Raw genomic sequence first — 19003 nt, 5'->3', positions numbered from 1 at the left:
GTAAGCGGGGTAACTGATCACGGGACCCGCCAAGTAAGCGGTCACAGGATACCGCAAATTACGTAAAATGGCTTGCCAATCGGCGGCGGGAACGGTAAGGTTGGTCAGGTTAAATCACTGAAAAAAGAAGAGCTTACTATAAAATATGAATTTCATCTTCGGTCCGGTCAACTCCCGCCGTCTCGGGATATCCCTGGGTCTCGACCTGCTGCCCCCCAAAATCTGCAATTTCAACTGTATCTATTGCGAGGTGGGCCCAACCACCGAGTTTACCTGTAAGCGGGATGAGTATACCCCGACGGCGGCGATCATTGCCGAAATCGAGGCCTTCCGGGCCGACCCGGCAGCGGTGGCGCGCCTGGACGTGGTGACCATCACCGCCTCCGGCGAGCCCACCCTGCACAGCGGCCTGGGGGAAATCATCGCCCATTGCAAGCGCCATATCGCCAAACCGGTGGCGGTACTGAGCAACGGCTCCCTGCTGCCCGACCCCGGAGTGCGGCGGGAACTGGCCCTGGCCGATATTATCATCCCTTCCCTGGACGCGGCCCGGGAGGAGAGTTTTCGTAAGATCAACCGCCCGGCCAGAGAGTGCCGGCTGGGCGAAATCATCGACGGGCTGGCCGCCTTTCGGCAGGAATTTACCGGTCATTACTGGCTGGAGATCCTGCTGGCCAAAGGGATCAACGACACCCCGGAGGACCTGGCCGCCCTGGCCGCGGCGGTGAAGAAGATCAACCCGGAACGGATACAGCTTAACACCGTGGCCCGGCCGCCGTTGGAGTCCTTCGCCCGGCCGCTGAGCATCGAAGAATTGCGGGCGGCGGCGGCACTGATGCCGGGGCCGGTGGATATCCTCACCGACCGCGCCACCGATGCCGCCCCCCTGGTAAGAGATGTTTTGGCCAGCAAAAGAGGCCGTCGCGAAAACGAGGAGGAGGTTCTGCACCTGCTGCAGCGCCGACCCTGCACCGCCGCCGATATCAGCACCGCCCTGGGCATGGAGCGGGAGCTGGTGGACCAGGCCCTTGCACGCCTGCAGGCGGCCGGCCGGATCGGCCCTTCGAGTTATCGCGACCGGGAATATTATATTGTCCTGCCCCAAGGGCAGGAACAACCACAGGACTGAACCATGAGCGACGAACGATCACGTTCCGTGCTGGACCGGGTCAGCAAATGGCTGGGCCGTAAAAAGGAAACCAACACCCAAGACCACAACCCGGAGGAAAACGGTATCATGCCGGCAGACCAGAACCAGGATGCACCAAGCAGCAATCCGTCCGGCAACAAACAGCCCGGCGGCGATAAAAAAGAGCCTGCGGCCGTTGCCGCCGGCGACGGCAACGGCGACACCTCTGAAGCTGCCAAGAAAACGACTAAAAGCCCCTCGGCCAGGCGGCGGGAGCAGCGGGCCCGGGCCAAGGAGCGGGCCGCCAAGGCTGCGGCCAACGGTGAAACTCCGCCGGCCGAAGACAAACCGGCGGCCGCCGAATCCCCGGTGGCGGAAGCTAAAACCGCCGGAGCCGCCAAAGCTTCCGGCGGCCGGGGCAAGGGTCGCGGCACCGCCAAAGCGGCGACCAAGGCCGGCGATAAAAGCGCCGCCAAGCCCACCGCCAAAAAACCCGCCAAGGAGGCGGCAGCCAAAAGCGATGAGCCGGCGGCCAAGGCTAAAACCGCCAAAAGCGGCGGCGGCAAAAAAAGCGCGGCGGCCGCCGCCACCAAATCTACCCCGAAGGCCGTGGTCGGAACCAGCTACAAACTGCTGATCAACACCGACGAGCCGGAAGAGTGCCGTTTGGCCCTGGTGGAAAACGGCAAGGTGGAGGGTTTTTACATCGAATCCACCAGCGGCGCCCAGTGCAAAGGCAACATCTACAAGGGCCGGATCACCTCGGTGGAGGCCAACCTGCAGGCGGCCTTCGTCGACATCGGGCTGCCTAAAAACGGCTTTTTGTCCTTCAGCGAGATCCACCCCGAGTACTACGAAAAAGAGGTGGACCCGGACACCAACTGGAAGAGTTTGAAAATTCAGGACATGGTCAAGAAGGGCCGGGAAGTACTGGTGGAGGTGGTAAAAGACGCCACCGGCAACAAAGGCCCCAGCCTGACCACCTATCTTTCTTTGCCGGGCCGCTGCCTGGTGCTGATGCCGGGCAGTGATTCCGCCGGCATCTCCCGCAAGATCGACGACGAGGAACAGCGCCGCAAGCTGCGCGAGATGGTGGAGGGGCTCAACATCCCCGAGGGGATCGGCTACATCATCCGCACCGCCAGCCAGGAGATCACCAAGACCGCCCTGAGCCAGGACATGCGCTTTCTGCTCAACCTCTGGACCGAGATCAAGAAAAAGGGCCAGAGCACCCCGGCCCCGGCCCTCCTCTACAAGGAACAGAACATCATCGCCCGCTTCCTGCGCGACCATTATACCACCGACATCAAGGAGATCCTGGTGGACAACGAAGAGGCCGCCGAGCAGGTGAAGAATTTTCTGCAACTGCTGCCGGCGGCCCAGCGCAAAAAGACCACGGTCAAACTGCACCAGGGCAGCCAGCCGATCTTCCACCAGTACCACGTGGAAAAGCAGATCGAGCAGATGTTTCAGCCCACCGTGCCCCTGTCTTCCGGCGGCAGCATCGTCATCAACCCCACCGAGGCCCTGGTGGCCATCGACGTCAACTCGGGCCGCACCGCCTCCAAAGACCGGGATTTTGAAGAAAGCATCTTCATCGCCAACATGGAGGCCGCCGAGGAGCTGGCCCGCCAGTTGCGGATGCGGGACCTGGGCGGCCTGATCGTGGTGGACTTCATCGACATGCGCAGTGCCGCCAACACCCGGGAGGTGGAAAAAAAGGTGCGGGAGTGCATGAAAAAGGACAAAGCCAAGGTGGATTTCTCCCGTATCTCCAAGTTCGGCCTGATGCAGATCTCACGGCAGAAGATGGCCGCTCCCATCCAGAGCAGCAGCTACAAGACCTGCCCTCACTGCGAGGGCCGGGGGATGATCCGCTCGGTGGAAAACATGGTTTTGAGCTACCTGCGCCAGATCCAGACCGGCCTGCACCAGCGTAAGGCCAACAAGGTGCTCTGCCGCCTGCCCCTGGATGTGGCCCAGTATATCTTCAACAAGAAAAGGGAAGATTTGCTGGAGCTGGAAAAGGATTACCAGGCACAGATCATCATCGAAGCCGACCCCCAAATGCTGGCGGCGGAAAACCGGATCGAATTTCTGAAAGAATAACTCTATCACCAGTAAACGTTCAGCAGTGCCGCAGGTTCGGGCAAGCAGCCAGGCGCAGCGTACATCAGTACGTAAGCCTGGCTGATCGCCCGAAGATGCGGTGCTGCTGAGCGTTTACCGCTGGTAACGATTGACCGCCCGGTTGTGGTCGCGGAGATTGGTGGAGAATTGGTGGGAGCCGTCGTTGCGGGAGACGAAGTAGAGGTAGTCGGTCTCTTCGGGCTCCAGCACGGCGGCGATGGCCGCCCGACCCGGGTTGGCGATGGGGCCCGGCGGCAGGCCGTGGATGGTGTAGGTGTTGTAGGGGGTGGGGGTGCGCAGGTCCTGGCGGCTGAGGCGGCGGTCGAAGCTTTGCAGGCCGTAGATCACCGTGGGATCGGTCTGCAGCCGCATCCCCTTTTCCAGACGATTGAAAAAGACCCCGGCGATCAGGCTTCGCTCCTCGGCCAGGCCGGTCTCCTTTTCCACGATGGAGGCCAGGGTCATGATCTCCAGGCGGCTCAGGCCGCTGTCATCCCGCCCCGCCAGCAACTCATCCAGCACCGTCCGGGCCCGGCGGACCATGACGGCGGTGATCTCTTCCTTGCTCTGGCCCCGGGTAAAAAAATAGGTATCGGGGAAGAGCCAACCTTCAAGAGAGGGGGCGGGGCTTGGTGAATCCAGCCCGAAACGCTTCACCGTGACCGGGTCGGTGACGTAAGCCACAAAATCCTCGGCGTCCAGCAGTTGCTGCCCGGCCAGTAGCCGGGCCACCTGGAAGAGGTTGCTGCCCTCGGGAATGGTAACCTGGCGGCGGACGGTGCGCCCAGTGGTCAGCAACTGCAGAATCTCTCGCGGGCTGGCCCCGGCCGCCACCGCGTACTCGCCGGCCCTAAGCCGCCCGCGCTGGCCGGAAAGATAGGCCAGCCAACGAAAGCGCCGATCTTCCCGCAGCACCTCCGCCTCCACCAGGGTCCGCTCAACGGCGGCAAAGGAGGAACCGGGGGGGATATACACCAGAGTCTCGGCGGCCGCCGGGCCACTACCGGCGGCGTAGCTCCAGAACCACACCAGGGCCAGCAGCACCGGCAGCAGCCCGGCAGCCAGCCACAGGGCCGGGCGGCGCCGGCGTTCGCCGTAACTGCTCAGCCGTGGATCCATTTCCATACCTTTCATCAAGACCGATAGCTTTGCAACTTAACGGAAGATCATTTTAAGGATCTGTTCCATGTTCTTCACCGGCACGAAAGTCAGCTTCTCCCGCAGGTCTTTGGGGATTTCTTCCAGATCCTTCTTGTTGTGATGCGGGATCACCACCGTGGTGATCCCGGCCCGCAGGGCCGCCAGGGCCTTTTCCTTCAAGCCGCCAATGGGCAGCACCCGACCCCGCAGGGTGATCTCGCCGGTCATGGCCACGTCGGGGCGCACCGTCTTGCCGCTTAAAGCGGAGTAAAGGGCGGTGGCCATGGTGACCCCGGCCGAGGGACCATCTTTGGGAATGGCACCGGCGGGGACATGGATATGGATATCCAGGTCGTCGAAGTAATTCTCCTCCAGCTTCAACTCCTTGCGCCGGGAACGGCAGTAGCTTAGGGCGGCCTGGGCCGATTCCTTCATCACCTCTCCCAGCTGGCCGGTCAGGGTCAAATTACCCCGGCCTTTCATCAGCGAGACCTCGACATAGAGGATCTCACCGCCCACCTCGGTCCAGGCCAGGCCGGTGGAGATTCCGGGCCGGTCGATCATTTCGCTTTCCGCCTCGGGCAGATAACGGGCCGGGCCCAGGTAACCGTGCAGGGTACGGGTGCTGATGGAGTAAGGACCCTTGCCCCCTTCGGCGATCTTGCGGGCCACCTTGCGGCACAGCGCCCCGATTTCCCGCTCCAGATTGCGCAGCCCCGCCTCCCGGGTGTAGTGGGTGATCAGGCGGGAGATGGCCGCCTCGGCGAACTTGACTTGGCTTGGTTTCAAACCGTTTTCCTTGATCTGCCGGGGAATCAGGTAGCGCTTGGCGATCTCCACCTTTTCCTCGTGGGTGTAGCCGGCCAGGCGGATGACCTCCATCCGGTCCAGCAGAGCCGCCGGGATAGTGTCGGTCATGTTGGCGGTGGTGATGAACATCACCTTGGAGAGATCGCAGGGCAGGTTGAGGTAGTGGTCGGAGAACTCGGTATTCTGGGCCGGGTCCAGGACCTCCAGCAGGGCCGAGGAGGGATCGCCCCGGTAATCGGTGCCCACCTTGTCGATCTCATCCATCATGAACACCGGGTTGTTGCTCTCCACGGTTTTCAACCCCTGGATGATGCGTCCCGGCATGGCGCCGATGTAGGTCCGGCGATGGCCCCGAATCTCGGCCTCATCCCGCATACCGCCCAGCGAGATGCGGTGAAACTTGCGCCCCAGGGCCCGGGCGATGGATTGCCCCAGCGAGGTCTTGCCCACCCCGGGGGGGCCGACAAAGCAGAGGATCGGCCCCTTGCTGGCCTTGTTGAGCTTGCGCACCGCCAGGTATTCGAGGATCCGCTCCTTGACCTTCTCCAGCCCGTAGTGGTCGGCATCCAACACCTCGTGGGCGACCTTGAGATCCAGCCGATCCTTGCTTGACTTGCGCCAGGGCACATCCAGCAGCCAATCCAGGTAGGTGCGGACAATGGAGGCCTCGGAGGCGTCGGGGTGCATGGTTTCCAGGCGCTTAAGCTGCTTGAGGCCCTCTTTTTTAACCTCCTTGGGGAAGCTGCCCTTGTTGAATCGCTCCCGCAACTCTTCCAGCTCCTGGGAGCGCTCGTCGACATCGCCCAGCTCTTTCTTCAGGGCCTGCAATTGCTCCCGGAGAAAATACTCCCGCTGGCTGCGCCCCATCTCTTCCTTGGCCTCCGACTGAATCCGGGCCTGGACGGTGGAAACTTCCAGTTCTTTTTGCAGGTACTCGGCCACCTTGCGCAACCTGGCCACCGGGTCCAGCAGCTCCAGCACCGCCTGGGATTCGACCACTTTGAGCTGCAGATTGGAGACCACCAGGTCGGCCAGCCGACCCGGCTCCTCCACGTTGTTGAGCACCACCATCAGGTCCGAGGACATGATGCCTTTAAGGGCCAGGATCTTTTCCGTCTGCTCCCGGACATTGCGCATCAGGGCCTCGACTTCCACCCCGATCTCCCCCACTTCATCGTCGTGGAGCAGCTCGATGTCCGCCAGCAGGTAAGGATTTTCCTGGGCAAAGGCGGTGATCCGGGCCTTGTTCACCGCCTGCACCAGCACCTTGAGCCGGCCGTCGGGCAGCTTCAGGGTCCGCATCACCATGCAGACCATGCCGGTGTGGTAAATGTCCTTGGTGCCCGGATCATCCACCCCGGCGTCCTTCTGGGCCACCAGCATGATCAGCTTGTCCCGGCTCATGGCCTCATTAACCGCCCCCACCGAGGAGGGCCGGCCGACAAAAAGCGGCAGGATCATGTAATTAAACACCACCACATCGCGCACCGCCATCACCGGCAACTGGCCGGGAATATCGCGCTCGTTGATCTCGGCGGCGCCTTCGAGTTCGGGGTCGATACTGTCTTCAATATGCACGAAATATCCTCCTTAAGGTCGGGATAAAAATTATTTTCCGCAACGCCCCGGCATCCCCCGGGCGATTGAGCAATCTAAGCATGCCCGGCCAGTAAGTCAAGGCTGAGCGGCGGCATTTCTCCGCCGGCCCGCCCATCGCCGGGCGAGCAGCAATTACTTGCTTTTATGTGGTTTCAAGCCACTCTTCCACCGCCGCCCGCAGCAGGGCGCGATAACCCTCGCCGCCGCCCAGGCCGCTGCGGCCGAAAGTATAGTTGATTTCCAAAAACATCGGTTCCCGGCCATCGGGGGGAAAGATCAGGTCGAAACCGGCCAGGTTGATCCCGGTCTGTCGGCAGAAATCCCGCACCAGGGCCCGCCCTCGGCGTTGCAGGTCGGGGTCGGCATCACGGTCGACCACCCCGTTGCGGGCCAGGTTATGGTGGAAAGCGTTGGGGTTGACCCGCCAGTAACTGAACAGTTGCTCGCCGATCACCGTCACCCGCAAATCCCGGCCGGTACCGGGAATGTACTCCTGCACCACAAAACCCCGTTCGCCCTGCCACTCCCGCCTCTCCAGGCCACTCAACAGCTGCCGCAACCGGGCATCGTCCTCCACCAGCCAGGTGCCGCCGCCCTCGCCGCCATAACGGGCCTTGAGCACCAGGGGAAAGGGGGGCAACTCCACGTTAAGCCCCATTTCGGGGTGCTCCCCCACCATGCTCTCCACCCGGGGAAAAATCAGGGTTCCGGGGTGGGGGGCGCCATGCTGCCAGAACAGCAGGGTATCGCCGGTCTTGCCTTCCCAGCGGAAACGGCAATCATAATTGGGGAAGACCGCCGGGGCGCACCGGCGGCATAAAAAATATAGCTCTCTTGCCACTGTCTGGGGCAGAATCACCGCCCGGCTGCGGCGCAGCAACTCCGGCAGCCCCGAGTCCCAGACACAACGGTCCCAGATAAACCGCTCACCCTCAAATTCCGGGTGAAAAGAGATTACTTCTCCGCCGCCACTCACCGGGCAACCCTTAAATCACTTGCAAAAATCATGGACAGCGACCATTATTTGACGTTTGAAAAACAGTAACCGTTCACCAGGGGTACTAACTTACCGGTCTAACGGGCCGTAATCGTTCAGCAGTGCCGCGTGATTCGGACAATCACGGTTTATTTTAACCGTCGATGACCTTTTTTTGAAAGAGGAAAGCATGACCCTTGCCACTTCCCCCCAGGCCCCCGAGATCTTCTCCGCCGCCGCTTTTTTTGCCGACCAGGGCCCGCCGGCCCCCGAGTTGTTCCCGGCCGGCGCCCCGGTCTGGGAGGGCCTGCGGGGGCTTAAAGATTGGCTGGAGCAGTGGCATTATCCGGCCTGGACCCACAAGCTGGGGGTCGCCGACGGGCCTTTGCCCAAAACCATGGTAATCTACCGCCCCGAGCAGGGCAGTGGCCCGGCTACCGCCCCGGTGACGGTTATTCCCGGCGAGGAGTGCGAGATAACTTACGGCAGCGCCGACAAGGGGGCCCTGCAGGTAAGCCGGGGCGGAGAGTTGCTGGACGGGGCCAGTGTCCTGATGGCGGGAACGGTCATCATGGGTCGGCGCTTTGAGCTGGGCCGCGGGGTACTGGTTGAATCCGGGGCATTTTTAAAAGAGCCGCTGGTGATCGGGGATCATTGCGAGATCCGCCAGGGCGCTTACCTGCGCGGCCATTGCCTGATCGGCCGGCGCTGCGTGGTGGGCCATGTCACCGAGGTAAAACATACAATTTTTTGCGACGATGCCAAGGCCGGTCATTTTGCCTACCTGGGCGACAGCATCTTGGGGCCCGGGGTCAACTTGGGGGCCGGTACCAAGCTGGCCAACCTGCGGTTTGCCGCCGGTGAAGTCAGGATCCGTTATCCCGGCGGCCAGATTAACAGCGGCCTGAAAAAACTGGGTGCCGTCCTGGGGGCCGGTTGCCAGACCGGCTGCAACGCGGTGACCAACCCCGGCACCCTGCTGGGCCGGGGCAGTGTAATCATGCCCAACACCACCGCCCCGGCCGGCTACCACCCGCCCAGGACCATGATTCGCCAAGCGCCATGATGGTAAGAGATCACGGGGTGCCCCGTGAACGCTTACGGCCCGCCGGCAACCGTGGTGTAGTGGTGCAAAGCAAACAGGAATTCATAACCCAGGGCGATGAGCAGAAAAATCCGGGCAATCCCGAAAAGGGAAGGAACCTGGCCCGCCACCTTGCGCACCACCAGCACCACCAGGTAAGTTACGGCGGCCAGCAAGGGCAGCGATTGCAGCATGTGCCCCAAGGTGGCCAGCAGAGTTTCCAGGGGCTGGCCCGGGAAATAGCGCACCGAGGCCAGCAAATAAAAAGCCGCCAGGACGGTAATTACCGTAACCGATCGCATTGACATGTTTTTTTCGCTTACCATGGAAACCCGGAAGAGAAGACCGGCAGCCGCTCAACAGCGGTTGCCAAAAGGACAATTATTGAAGCCCGAACTTAGCATATGAAACCTGTTTTCGCTCTTTATTTTCCCGATATCCTGCCGCCCCTTGCCGCCGTTGCCGGCCTGGCGCCGCTGCCTTTCCCCCTCCACTCTCTGCGCTGCTGGCCGGATGATCAGCCGCCCGCCCCCTGGTCGAGCCTGGTTGCCGGCGGCCGTCTGCAGCCGGTCACCTCTTTCGATCCCGGCCCGGACAGCCGGCGGCTGCAAAACCTGCTGCGGGAACTGGAAGGTCGCCGGGGCGAAGATGCCCTGCTGTTTGCCCGCGGGTTGGCCGCCGAATTCAGCGCCCGGCGGGAAGAAACCGCCCCGGAGCTGATCGGGCCATTGCTGGGTCAAAGCCGCGACCGCGCCAGCGACCGGCAGCGGGAAGAGCTCTGGCAGGCCCTGCTGCTGCTAAAGCTGGCGGAAAACCTGGAACGGGGAGAGATGGAGATAGAGGCCGAACTGCAGGCCTTCGAGACCCGCCGGGCGGCTCTGTTCCGGAAGCTCAACGGCAAAGACCAGGAGGAGGCAAAAGGCGACGCCCCCGCCGAGCCGCCTCCAAAAACCGCAGACTCGCTTGCACCCCCGCGCCCTTGGCGCCATGCCGGCCGCCTGCTACGGGCCTGGCACCGGCTGTTGCAGCACAGCGCCGTCTGCCCCGAGATGCTGCTCAGCGCCGATGCCGAAGCCTGGAGCCTGATGCAGGAATTTGCCGAAAATCACCACTACTCGTACCAGCCCCTGCCCACCCTGCTGCTGCCAACCCCGGCCACCGACCCGGCGGCGCCCAACGACCCGATAGCGCCCACCGGGCAGGGCCAGGAAGTCGGCCGGCAATTGCTTACCGCCCTGCAGCAGGCCGCCAAAGAGGGCAACAGCGGCTCGGCCGTCGCCGCCGTGGAAGAGTGGAACCGGCAAATCGCCGCGGAAGAACAGAACCACCCCGCCGACCACCCACCGGCCCGCCACGCCGTGGAACTGCTGTTCTTCCCCGCCACCCCGCTAACCCGATTGCTCGCCGATTACCACCGGAGCACGCCGGCGGCACCGGCAGAACCCGGCACCCCGGCAGGCGGCCTGCTGGCCCTCTACCGGCCCGCCGGGCGGCAGTAAAATCCGCCAGGCCCCGGAGCCTGTTGCCAACCGAGGCCACAGCATTAACAGCAAACAAATGAAGCACAAAGATTGGAAAAATTGCCCCTGACCCCAAACTGACGCACCAACAAACCGCCGCCGAAGGCAGGCGAAAAAGCATAACAACACCCATAAACGCTCAGCAGTGCCGCAGATTGCGGCAAGCGGACCGGTGCCGCGTACCCCAGGTACGCAAACCGGGCCGCTTGCCGCAAGGTGCGGTGCTGCTGAGCGTTTACGAGCGGTAGGGGTTGATGCTGATCACCGGACAATCGGCCCGCTTGATCACCTTCTCCGCCACGCTGCCGAACAGTACCCGTTCCAGGCCGCGATAACCGTGGGTGCCGATGACAATCAGGTCCACCCCGGTTTGGGCGGCATGTTCGATGATGCTTGCAGCCACATCACCGGTGAGCACCCTGGTCTGCACCGGTGTTCCGGCCGGCAGGCACTCCTGGACGAAGCTCTGCATCTTCTCTTCGGCGTTGCGGATCATCTCCTCTTCAAACTGGGAGATGGGCTCATGGGGAACGAAAAAACCGGAGTAGTCATCGAAGCTCTGAACCACAAAAACCACCGCCAGTTCCGCCTTGAAACGATTGGCCAGCGAAGCGGCCAGGGCGAGGATTTTGCACGAGTTGGCGGAAAAATCCACCGGTACCAGAATTTTACGAACGTCGTCCATCACCGACCCTCCCCGAAAATGTATGAAAAAATATGATCTAAGCCCACCCCATAACCAGGCAGAAGCCGCCGCCGGACTCGAATTCAGGCTACCAGCGGCCGGAGAAGATTGTCAAGCGCTATGCTCCACCGGTCCTGCCATGGAAGAAATATTTGCCGCCGGCGGCCTGCTTTCCCGTGAGCTACCCGGTTTTGAGCCGCGAGAGGGGCAGCTGGCCATGGCCAGGGCGGTGGCCGCTACCCTTAACGGCAACGAGCCCTCTCCCGGCGGCGCCCCCGAGCAACCTGCGGCGGCCCATGGCGGCCGCCTGGTGCTGGCCGAGGCCGGCACCGGCACCGGTAAAACCCTGGCTTACCTGGTGCCCGCCGTGCTCTCCGGCCGCAAGGTGGTGATTTCCACCAACACCATCAACCTGCAGGAACAGATCCTGGCCAAGGAAATTCCCTTTATCCGCCGGCACCTGGCGCCGGGGCTCAAGGCGCTCTGCGTTAAAGGACGGCAGAATTACCTTTGCCTTTACCGCTGGCACCAGTTGCAGATCAACCCCCAGGGCCGACTGTTCAGCAAGGGGGTAAGCGACCAGGACGAACAGAACCTGGAGACCATCGCGGCCTGGCTCAATGAAACCGGCACCGGCGACCGGGGCGAGCTGCGCGGTCTGGCCGACGACTCACCGCTCTGGGCCGGAATCAGTGCCGCCGCCGGCCACTGCCTGGGCTCATCCTGCCCCCACGGCGCCGACTGCTTCATCACCCGTCTGCGGCAGCGGGCGGCCCGGTCCCAGTTGCTGATCGTCAACCATCACCTCTTTTTTTCCGATCTGGCCGTGCGCCGCTTCGGCCATGCCGAAGTGCTGCCCCGTTATGAGGCGGTGATTTTTGACGAGGCCCATCACCTGGAAAACATCGCCACCCGGCATTTCGGGCTGGCCCTCAGCCATTACCAGATCATCGACCTGGTTCGCGACCTGGAAGGAATGGCCGAGGCCCGGCTGCGGGAAAGGGACCGGGCCGGGGTGGTGCAAGCCGTCCGGGCCCTGGCCGCCGAGGCCTCCCTTTTCCTCGACTTCTTCCCGGCCCGCCGGGGCCGCTTTCCACTGCGGGAGCTGATCGCCGCCGAGCCTCGCTGGCCGGAACTTTGCAGCACCCTGGAAACCGCCTTTGCCGCCGTCATTCGGCCGCTGGAGAAACTGGCCGGCTGCGAGGAGATCTGGGGCCCGGTGCTGCGGCGCTGTCAGGATCTGCTGGCCACCTTCAAAACCATCACCAGCCCTCCCCAACTGGCGGTGCCGTCTGTCGGCGCCGCACCAGGCGGTCATGACGCCATGCCTCAGCCCCCCCGGGACGCCGACGGCCTGGCTACCACTGCGGAGACGCCCGGCCGGCCGTCGCCCCCGGCGCCGGTGGCCGCCGACTCCGCCATCTACTGGTATGAGCGGCGGGAAAAAACGGTGCAACTGGCCGTCTCCCCCATCGACGTGGCCGGGCATTTGCAGGAGCACCTGTACCGCCAGGTTAAGGCGGCGGTCTTCACCTCCGCCACCCTGCGCACCGGTAACGATTTCCGCTACGTCAAGGCCCGCCTCGGTCTGCCGGCGGACTGCCCGGCCCTGGACCTGGCCACCCCCTTCGACTATGCCGGCCGCACCCTGCTTTACGTGCCGGACCAGGATTTTCCCGCCCCCAACGAAGCGGCCTACCCGGCGCGGGCCCGGCAATTGATGCGGGAGATCATCGGCCACTCCCGGGGGCGCGCCCTGCTGCTGTTTACCAGCGTCAACGCCATGCACCAAGCCGCCGCCGAGCTGGCCGGCAAGGTTCCCTATCCGGTGCTGGTGCAGGGTGAGGCCCCGCGTTCGGCGCTGCTGGAGGAATTCCGCAGCCGTACCCGGTCGGTGCTGCTGGCGGTGGCCAGCTTCTGGGAGGGGGTGGATGTGCCGGGGGAATCGCTGAGCTGCGTGATCATCGATAAACTGCCCTTTGAGGTTCCCAGCGATCCTGTTATTATGGCCCGGGTGGACAAGATCAGGGCCGAGGGCGGCAACCCCTTTTTCGATTTCCAGGTACCCCGGGCGGTGCTGACCCTGCGCCAGGGCGTCGGCCGCCTGTTGCGCTCCAACGCCGACCAGGGCGTGCTGGCCATCCTCGATGTAAGACTGTTCAGCAAAGGTTACGGCCGTACTTTTCTCAAAAGCCTGCCCCCCAGTCCCTTAAGCCGGGAGTTGGCGGCGGTAAAAAAATTTTTCAGCCGGGAGAAACCATGACCCCCGAGGTATTGAAGCAGCAACTGGCCGCCGCGGCCGAGCAGATCAACCAGGTGATCAAAGATGATTTGGCTGCGGTGACCAACCCCCGCCTGGCGGCTATTCTGGAGCACGCACTGCTGGCCGGCGGCAAGCGGATCCGGCCCCTGCTGACCCTGCTGGCCGCCCAACTGGTGCAGGGCCACAAGGGGACCGAGAACCCTCAAGCCGGCACGGCCACCCCTTGGCAGCAGTTGGCCATCTCCTTTGAGTACCTGCACACCGCCAGCCTGCTCCACGACGATGTCATCGACCATGCCGCCCTGCGCCGCGGCCGGGAGACGGTCAATACCCGCTGGGACAACGGCAGCGCCATTTTAGCCGGGGATTTTCTCCATGCCCGGGCCCTGCTGCTGGCCGGCCGAGCCGGAGGCGTGCCCTGCCTGGAACTGATCGGCACCGCCACCCAGGCCATGGTGGACTCCGAGTTTATCCAGCAGGAAGCGGCGGCCAGCCGGGACTGGCGGGAAGAAACCTATTTTGCCGTACTCGACGGCAAGACCGCAGCCCTGATCGCCGCCGCCTGCGAAGCCGGCGGGGTTGCCGCCGGCGGCAACCCCGCCCAGCGCCGGGCGCTGCACACTTACGGGGGCAACCTGGGCCGGGCTTTTCAGATCATCGACGACCTGCTGGACTACCTGGGCGAACCCGGCGCCACCGGCAAAGCGGTGGGCAATGATTTGCAGGAGGGCAAAATGACCCTGCCCCTGCTGATTGCCCGGCAACGGGCCAGCGCTGAGCAGCAGGCCGAACTGGAGGCGATTATCACCGCCCCGGCCCAGCGGCGGCGGGAGCAATTTACCCGGGTAAGAACACTGCTGGAGCAGACCGGGGCGCTGGCCGCTTGCCGGCAGCGGGCGGAGGAATTGATTGCCGCCGGCGATCAGGCCCTGGCAGTCTTTGCCGCCACCCCCCAGCGAGACTTGCTGCACGCCCTGGGGCAATACGTGCTGCAAAGGGACCGCTGAGATGGCCGCCACTCCCCGCCGAAAAACCACAGCCACCGCCAAACGGGGCCCCACCACCCCCAAACGCCGTCCCTCGGCCAGAGCCCCGAACCGGCGCCGCTCTGGCTCCCAGAAGCGCCTGTGGCGGCCGCCCTGGCGCCTCCTGCTACTGACCATGCTGCTACTGGTCAGCCTTGGCGCCCTGGCTTACCTGGTTTTTCTCCACCAGCCCCAACCCGGCGACTCTTTCCGGGCCGAGCCGCCGGGGGTGACCGACAGCGAGCCGGACCCCCGGGAGGAAAGACTGGCTGCCCCCCCCGATCAGGGCTTCCCCGAGAGGGGCACCACAGCGGCAGATCAGGCCGCGGCAACCACAACCCCAACCCCGCAGCCGATTACGGAAACCCGACCGGCGCCAGCCGACGACCCCCGCCCTCGCCTGGCCCTGATCATCGACGACATGGGCTACTCCCCGGAGATCGAAGAAAAGATGCTGGGGCTGGACCTGGAGTTGACCTTTTCTTTCATCCCGTTCGCCCCCCAACGACAGCAGATCCTGAACCGCACCCGGGCGCAGGGCCGGGCCATCCTGCTGCATCTGCCCCTGGAAGCCCTGGACGACAAGTGGAATAAAGCCCCGGGCTTGTTGGCCACCGGGATGAGCGAGGAGGAAATTGTCACCGGTTTTACCGCGGCCCTGAACGAGATCCCCATGGCCACCGGGGTCAGCAACCACATGGGATCACGCTTTACCGCCGACCGGCGGGCCATGCAGGTGCTGCTGGCCCAACTGCCCCGCTACGATCTCTACTTTCTCGACAGCCTGACCACCCCGGACAGCGTCGGCGCCGAAATTGCCGCCGAGCTGGGCATCCCTTTTCTGCGCCGGGATATCTTCATCGACCACCACCGTGAACCGGAGCAAATCCGCACCCAAATCGACAGACTGCTGAACATCGCAGAAAAACGGGGGTGGGCGGTGGGACTGGGGCATCCTTACCCGGAAACGCTCCGGGTTTTGCAGGAGAAAGAGGGCGAGCTTAACCGGCGGGTGCGCCTGGTCAAGCTGGACCAGCTGGTCAAACAGCACGGCCAACCCTGAATCTTTTTTTCTTTACTTTCGCACCACAAGCTATTAAATCAACAACTTAAGCTGGAGGCGGTGCACACTTCATCGCCGTGCCACACTGTCTTATCCTTTACGAGTACCGCACAATGAACGAAAATCACATTGCCGATATGGCCAAGATGCTGAAAACCATGGCCCACCCCATCCGCTTGAAAATTCTCTGCCTGCTCCAGGACCGGGAAATGACCGTGGGGGAAATTCACCAGCAGGTCCAGACCACCAACGCCAACGTCAGCCAGCACCTCAACATCCTGCGCAACCAGGGGATCATCGATTACCGCAAAAACGCCAATTTCATTGTTAACCGGATCAGCGAAGGGCGCATCCTGGAGTTGATCAAAACCATGCGCGAGCTCTTCTGCTCGGAAGAAGAGCACCCCAACAACTAAGCAATTCTCCCTGCCAACGGATGAAATACGATGAGTTAAAAACGGCCATGGAGGTGCTGGGTCTTGATGACCAGGCCACCCTTGCGGAAATCAAACGGCGCCACCGGGAACTGGTCAAGCGGCATCATCCCGACGGCAAAAGGCAACAACCTTCGGCCGAGGACCAGCGGCTGATCCGGCGCATCAACACCGCCTACCGGGTAATCACCAACTACGTCAACAATTACCGCTTTTCCTTCAGCCGGGAAGAATTCTACCGGCAAAACCCGGAAGCGCGCCTTTACGACCAGTTCGACCACGATCCCATCTGGGGGCCTGGCGGGCGCTAACCCCGCCAGTGCCCCCCTGTGCCGGCTTGACCCGGTGCAAGTTTTATTATATCGTTAAACACCCAGCTACCCCTAACGCCTTGTAACCAGCGCCCAGGACATAGCCATGACCGGAAGTCGATGGATTATTCCCGCCCTTAACCGCCCGCGCCTGACCATCACCCTGCTGGTGCTTTTTGCCCTGGGGCTGGCCACCATGCTGCCCCGCATCACGGTGGACACCAACCCGGAAAACATGCTGGCCGCCGACGAGCCGGTACGCCTGTTCCACAACCAAGTCAAAGAGGAATTTACCCTGCATGACATGGTGGTGCTGGGGATTGTCAACGAGGACCATCCCGACGGGGTCTTCACCCCGGAAATTTTAAGCCGGGTGCTGGAGCTTTCCCGTTTTGCCCAGGATTTACGCGACCCCGACCATCCGGAGCACCGGGTGGTCACGCGCTACGTGCTGGCACCCGATGTGGTGGATTCCATCCGCCAAGACGGCCCAGGCCAGATCCGCTTTGAATGGTTGATGCCCTCTGCCCCCGGCACCAGGGAAGAGGCCCTGGCTATTCGGGATCGCGCCCTGGACAACCCCATGCTCCGGGGTACCCTGGTCTCGGAAGACGGCCAGGCGCTGGCCATCTTCCTGCCGCTGAGCACCAAGGATTACGCCTTTGAAGTGCGTCGCGCCCTGCTTGATAAAATCGACCAGTTCGGGGCCGTCCCGGAAAGCTACCATATCACCGGGCTGCCGGTGGCCGAAGAGACCTTCGGGGTGGAGATGTTCATGCAAATGGCCATCTCCGCCCCCCTGGCCATGCTGGCCATCTTCCTGCTGATGCTTTTCTTTTTTCGCAAGTTCAGCATGGTCATAGCCCCCATGATCGTGGCCCTGCTGGCGGTGATCAGCACCATGGGGCTGCTCATCGGCACCGGCCACACGGTGCATATCATGAGCTCCATGATCCCCATTTTTCTGATGCCCATCGCGGTGGTCAACAGCATCCATATTCTTTCGGTCTTTTTCGACAAGTATCCGCAGATCCGGGACCGGGAGCAGACCCTGAAAGAGGTGATGGACGAACTGTTCGTCCCCATGATTTTCACCTCCCTGACCTCGGCGGTGGGCTTTGCCTCCCTGGCCCTGACCCCCATCCCCCCGGTCCAGGTATTCGGGCTTTTTGTGGCCATCGGCATCCTCATCGCCTGGCTGACCACCATCCTGCTGGTGCCCGCCTACATCATGTTGCTGAAACCGGCCCGGCTGGCTGATCTGGCCGCCCCGCCGGCCCAAGGGGGAGAGGCCGAGCCGGCCGGCAAATCGTTGCTGGATCGCCATTTGGGCTGGATGGGGAATTTTACCTACCGGCGGGCCCGGCTCATCATCGGCCTAAGTTTCCTGGCCTTGGGGCTGGCGGCCTGGGGAATCAGCCTGATCCAGGTTAACGACAACCCCGTTAAATGGTTCACCGAAAAACACTCCATCCGCGAAGCCGACCGGGTGCTCAACCACCATTTCGCCGGCACCTACGAGGCCTACCTGGTGCTGGAGGCAACCGAGCAGGCGGTGCCGGAACCGGCGACCCTGGCCACCGAGCTGTGGGAGGCCATGTGGGAAGACTATGCCCACCCCAGCCGGGTGCCCTGCGATACCGTCCTTGACCCCCCCGAGTGGTGGACCCTGCAAGCACGCTATGAAGCGGAAAACCTGGCCAAGGTAGTGAGTGATGTGGACGAGTTTTTCCGCCGCCTGGAAGACAAATGGGAAGATCGCCTGTTTGCCGCCGAGGATGACGAAAATTACGATTTCTGGCTCGATGCCCTGGACCGATTGGGAGAAATGCAGGGCCGGGGAGAAATTTTCAAGCAACCGGAGGTGCTGGCCTGGCTGGTTGAGCTTGAGGAGCACCTGAGTGCCGCCGGTACGGTGGGCAAGAGCAACTCGCTTACCAGCCTGGTCCGCAAGATCTACCAGGAACTGCTGGGCGGTGAGCCGGAAGATTACCGCCTGCCGGAAAGCGCCGCCGGGGTCGCGCAAACCCTGATGGCTTTTCAAAACAGCCACCGGCCCGATGATCTCTGGCACCTGGTCACCCCCGACTTCCGCCGCGCCAACGTCTGGCTGCAACTGCGGGATGGCGACAACAAGGTGATGGAACAGACCCTGGCCGACCTGGAGGAGTTCCTGGCCGCCAATCCGCCGCCGGTGGAGCTGCACCACGCCTGGGCCGGCAACACTTACATCAACGTGATCTGGCAGGACAAAATGGTCTACGGCATGCTCTGGGCCTTCCTGGGCAGCTTCGTGGTTATCTTTCTGATGATGACCCTGCTTTTTCGTTCCCCGCTCTGGGGGATGCTGGCCATGGTGCCCATTACCGTGACCGTGGCCTTTATTTACGGCTTGATCGGATTCATCGGCAAGGACTATGATATGCCGGTGGCGGTGCTCTCCTCCCTGACCCTGGGCCTGGCGGTGGACTTCGCCATTCACTTCCTGCAGCGCTCGCGCCAGGCCTACCGGCGCCGGCAGCAGGAGGCCGCAGCCCTGGCGGAGGCAACCCCGGTCTCGGCAACCCCGGCCGCGAAAACAGCACCCGCCGCCACTCCGGAAACCCTGTGGGAAAAGGCCCGCCGGGATGTTTTTGCCGAACCGGCCAGGGCCATCAGCCGCAACGCCATCGTGGTGTCGGTGGGCTTTATGCCGCTGCTGGCCGCCCCCCTGGTGCCTTACAAAACGGTGGGCTTTTTCCTGGCGGCGATCATGGCGGTTTCCGGCCTGGCCACCATGTACATGCTGCCGGCGGCGGTAAAACTGCTTACCAAACAACTTTTCAAGAGGTGAA

At 62.8% G+C, this 19003-nt stretch carries 15 protein-coding genes; 10 read left to right on the top strand and 5 right to left on the bottom strand.

Annotated features, from left to right (window positions below; genetic code table 11):
* Positions 1 to 145: 145 nt before the first annotated feature.
* A complete protein-coding gene (locus DAAHT2_RS11410) occupies positions 146 to 1129 on the top strand; it encodes a radical SAM protein (protein ID WP_013164428.1) in 984 nt (327 codons plus the stop codon).
* A 3-nt stretch (positions 1130 to 1132) separates the two neighbouring features.
* On the top strand, positions 1133 to 3238 hold the full coding sequence (locus tag DAAHT2_RS11405) for an Rne/Rng family ribonuclease (RefSeq protein ID WP_013164427.1): 2106 nt from the start codon (positions 1133 to 1135) through the stop codon (positions 3236 to 3238).
* 114 nt (positions 3239 to 3352) lie between these two features.
* Here DAAHT2_RS11405 and mltG read toward each other — a convergent pair whose 3' ends face one another.
* From mltG to DAAHT2_RS11390, 3 genes are all read right to left on the bottom strand, one after another.
* The gene (mltG, locus tag DAAHT2_RS11400) at positions 3353 to 4378 is read right to left on the bottom strand and encodes an endolytic transglycosylase MltG (protein WP_013164426.1); all 1026 of its coding nucleotides are present in this window, start codon (positions 4376 to 4378) and stop codon (positions 3353 to 3355) included.
* 36 nt (positions 4379 to 4414) lie between these two features.
* Positions 4415 to 6787, bottom strand: a complete 2373-nt coding sequence (lon, locus tag DAAHT2_RS11395) for an endopeptidase La (RefSeq protein ID WP_013164425.1) — start codon at positions 6785 to 6787, stop codon at positions 4415 to 4417.
* A 163-nt stretch (positions 6788 to 6950) separates the two neighbouring features.
* Positions 6951 to 7784: an ATP-grasp domain-containing protein gene (locus DAAHT2_RS11390; RefSeq protein ID WP_013164424.1), complete on the bottom strand. Its 834-nt coding sequence runs from the start codon at positions 7782 to 7784 to the stop codon at positions 6951 to 6953.
* Between the two features lie 190 nt (positions 7785 to 7974).
* Here DAAHT2_RS11390 and DAAHT2_RS11385 point away from each other — a divergent pair, with 190 nt between their 5' ends.
* A complete protein-coding gene (locus DAAHT2_RS11385) occupies positions 7975 to 8850 on the top strand; it encodes an LbetaH domain-containing protein (RefSeq protein ID WP_013164423.1) in 876 nt (291 codons plus the stop codon).
* A 32-nt stretch (positions 8851 to 8882) separates the two neighbouring features.
* Here the strand turns inward: DAAHT2_RS11385 and DAAHT2_RS11380 are convergent, their stop codons facing one another.
* On the bottom strand, positions 8883 to 9170 hold the full coding sequence (locus DAAHT2_RS11380) for an inner-membrane translocator (protein ID WP_157861475.1): 288 nt from the start codon (positions 9168 to 9170) through the stop codon (positions 8883 to 8885).
* A gap of 102 nt (positions 9171 to 9272) precedes the next feature.
* Between DAAHT2_RS11380 and DAAHT2_RS11375 the strand changes: the two genes are divergently transcribed.
* On the top strand, positions 9273 to 10367 hold the full coding sequence (locus DAAHT2_RS11375; protein WP_013164421.1) for a hypothetical protein: 1095 nt from the start codon (positions 9273 to 9275) through the stop codon (positions 10365 to 10367).
* A gap of 256 nt (positions 10368 to 10623) precedes the next feature.
* On the opposite strand, the gene DAAHT2_RS11370 is transcribed toward DAAHT2_RS11375, so the two are convergent.
* A complete protein-coding gene (locus DAAHT2_RS11370; RefSeq protein WP_013164420.1) occupies positions 10624 to 11073 on the bottom strand; it encodes a universal stress protein in 450 nt (149 codons plus the stop codon).
* A 22-nt stretch (positions 11074 to 11095) separates the two neighbouring features.
* Between DAAHT2_RS11370 and yoaA the strand changes: the two genes are divergently transcribed.
* The 6 genes from yoaA (at position 11096) to DAAHT2_RS11340 (ending at position 19002) form a co-directional block, all read left to right on the top strand.
* On the top strand, positions 11096 to 13336 hold the full coding sequence (gene yoaA, locus DAAHT2_RS15135) for a DNA repair helicase YoaA (protein ID WP_049824415.1): 2241 nt from the start codon (positions 11096 to 11098) through the stop codon (positions 13334 to 13336).
* Positions 13333 to 14343, top strand: coding sequence for a polyprenyl synthetase family protein (locus DAAHT2_RS11360; RefSeq protein WP_013164418.1), 1011 nt, complete (start codon positions 13333 to 13335; stop codon positions 14341 to 14343). Before yoaA ends, DAAHT2_RS11360 begins: the two co-directional genes overlap by 4 nt.
* Position 14344: 1 nt before the next feature.
* Positions 14345 to 15424, top strand: coding sequence for a divergent polysaccharide deacetylase family protein (locus tag DAAHT2_RS14045; protein ID WP_013164417.1), 1080 nt, complete (start codon positions 14345 to 14347; stop codon positions 15422 to 15424).
* A gap of 113 nt (positions 15425 to 15537) precedes the next feature.
* Positions 15538 to 15840, top strand: coding sequence for an ArsR/SmtB family transcription factor (locus tag DAAHT2_RS11350; protein WP_013164416.1), 303 nt, complete (start codon positions 15538 to 15540; stop codon positions 15838 to 15840).
* Between the two features lie 20 nt (positions 15841 to 15860).
* Positions 15861 to 16169 (top strand): J domain-containing protein, encoded by a 309-nt coding sequence (locus DAAHT2_RS11345; RefSeq protein WP_013164415.1) that lies wholly within the window; start codon positions 15861 to 15863, stop codon positions 16167 to 16169.
* A 106-nt stretch (positions 16170 to 16275) separates the two neighbouring features.
* Positions 16276 to 19002: an efflux RND transporter permease subunit gene (locus tag DAAHT2_RS11340; protein ID WP_013164414.1), complete on the top strand. Its 2727-nt coding sequence runs from the start codon at positions 16276 to 16278 to the stop codon at positions 19000 to 19002.
* Position 19003: the final 1 nt, after the last annotated feature.

This window comes from Desulfurivibrio alkaliphilus AHT 2, assembly GCF_000092205.1.
GTDB lineage: Bacteria > Desulfobacterota > Desulfobulbia > Desulfobulbales > Desulfurivibrionaceae > Desulfurivibrio > Desulfurivibrio alkaliphilus.
Note: the sequence above shows the minus strand (reverse complement) of the source record. Positions and strands in the feature narration are given on the sequence as shown.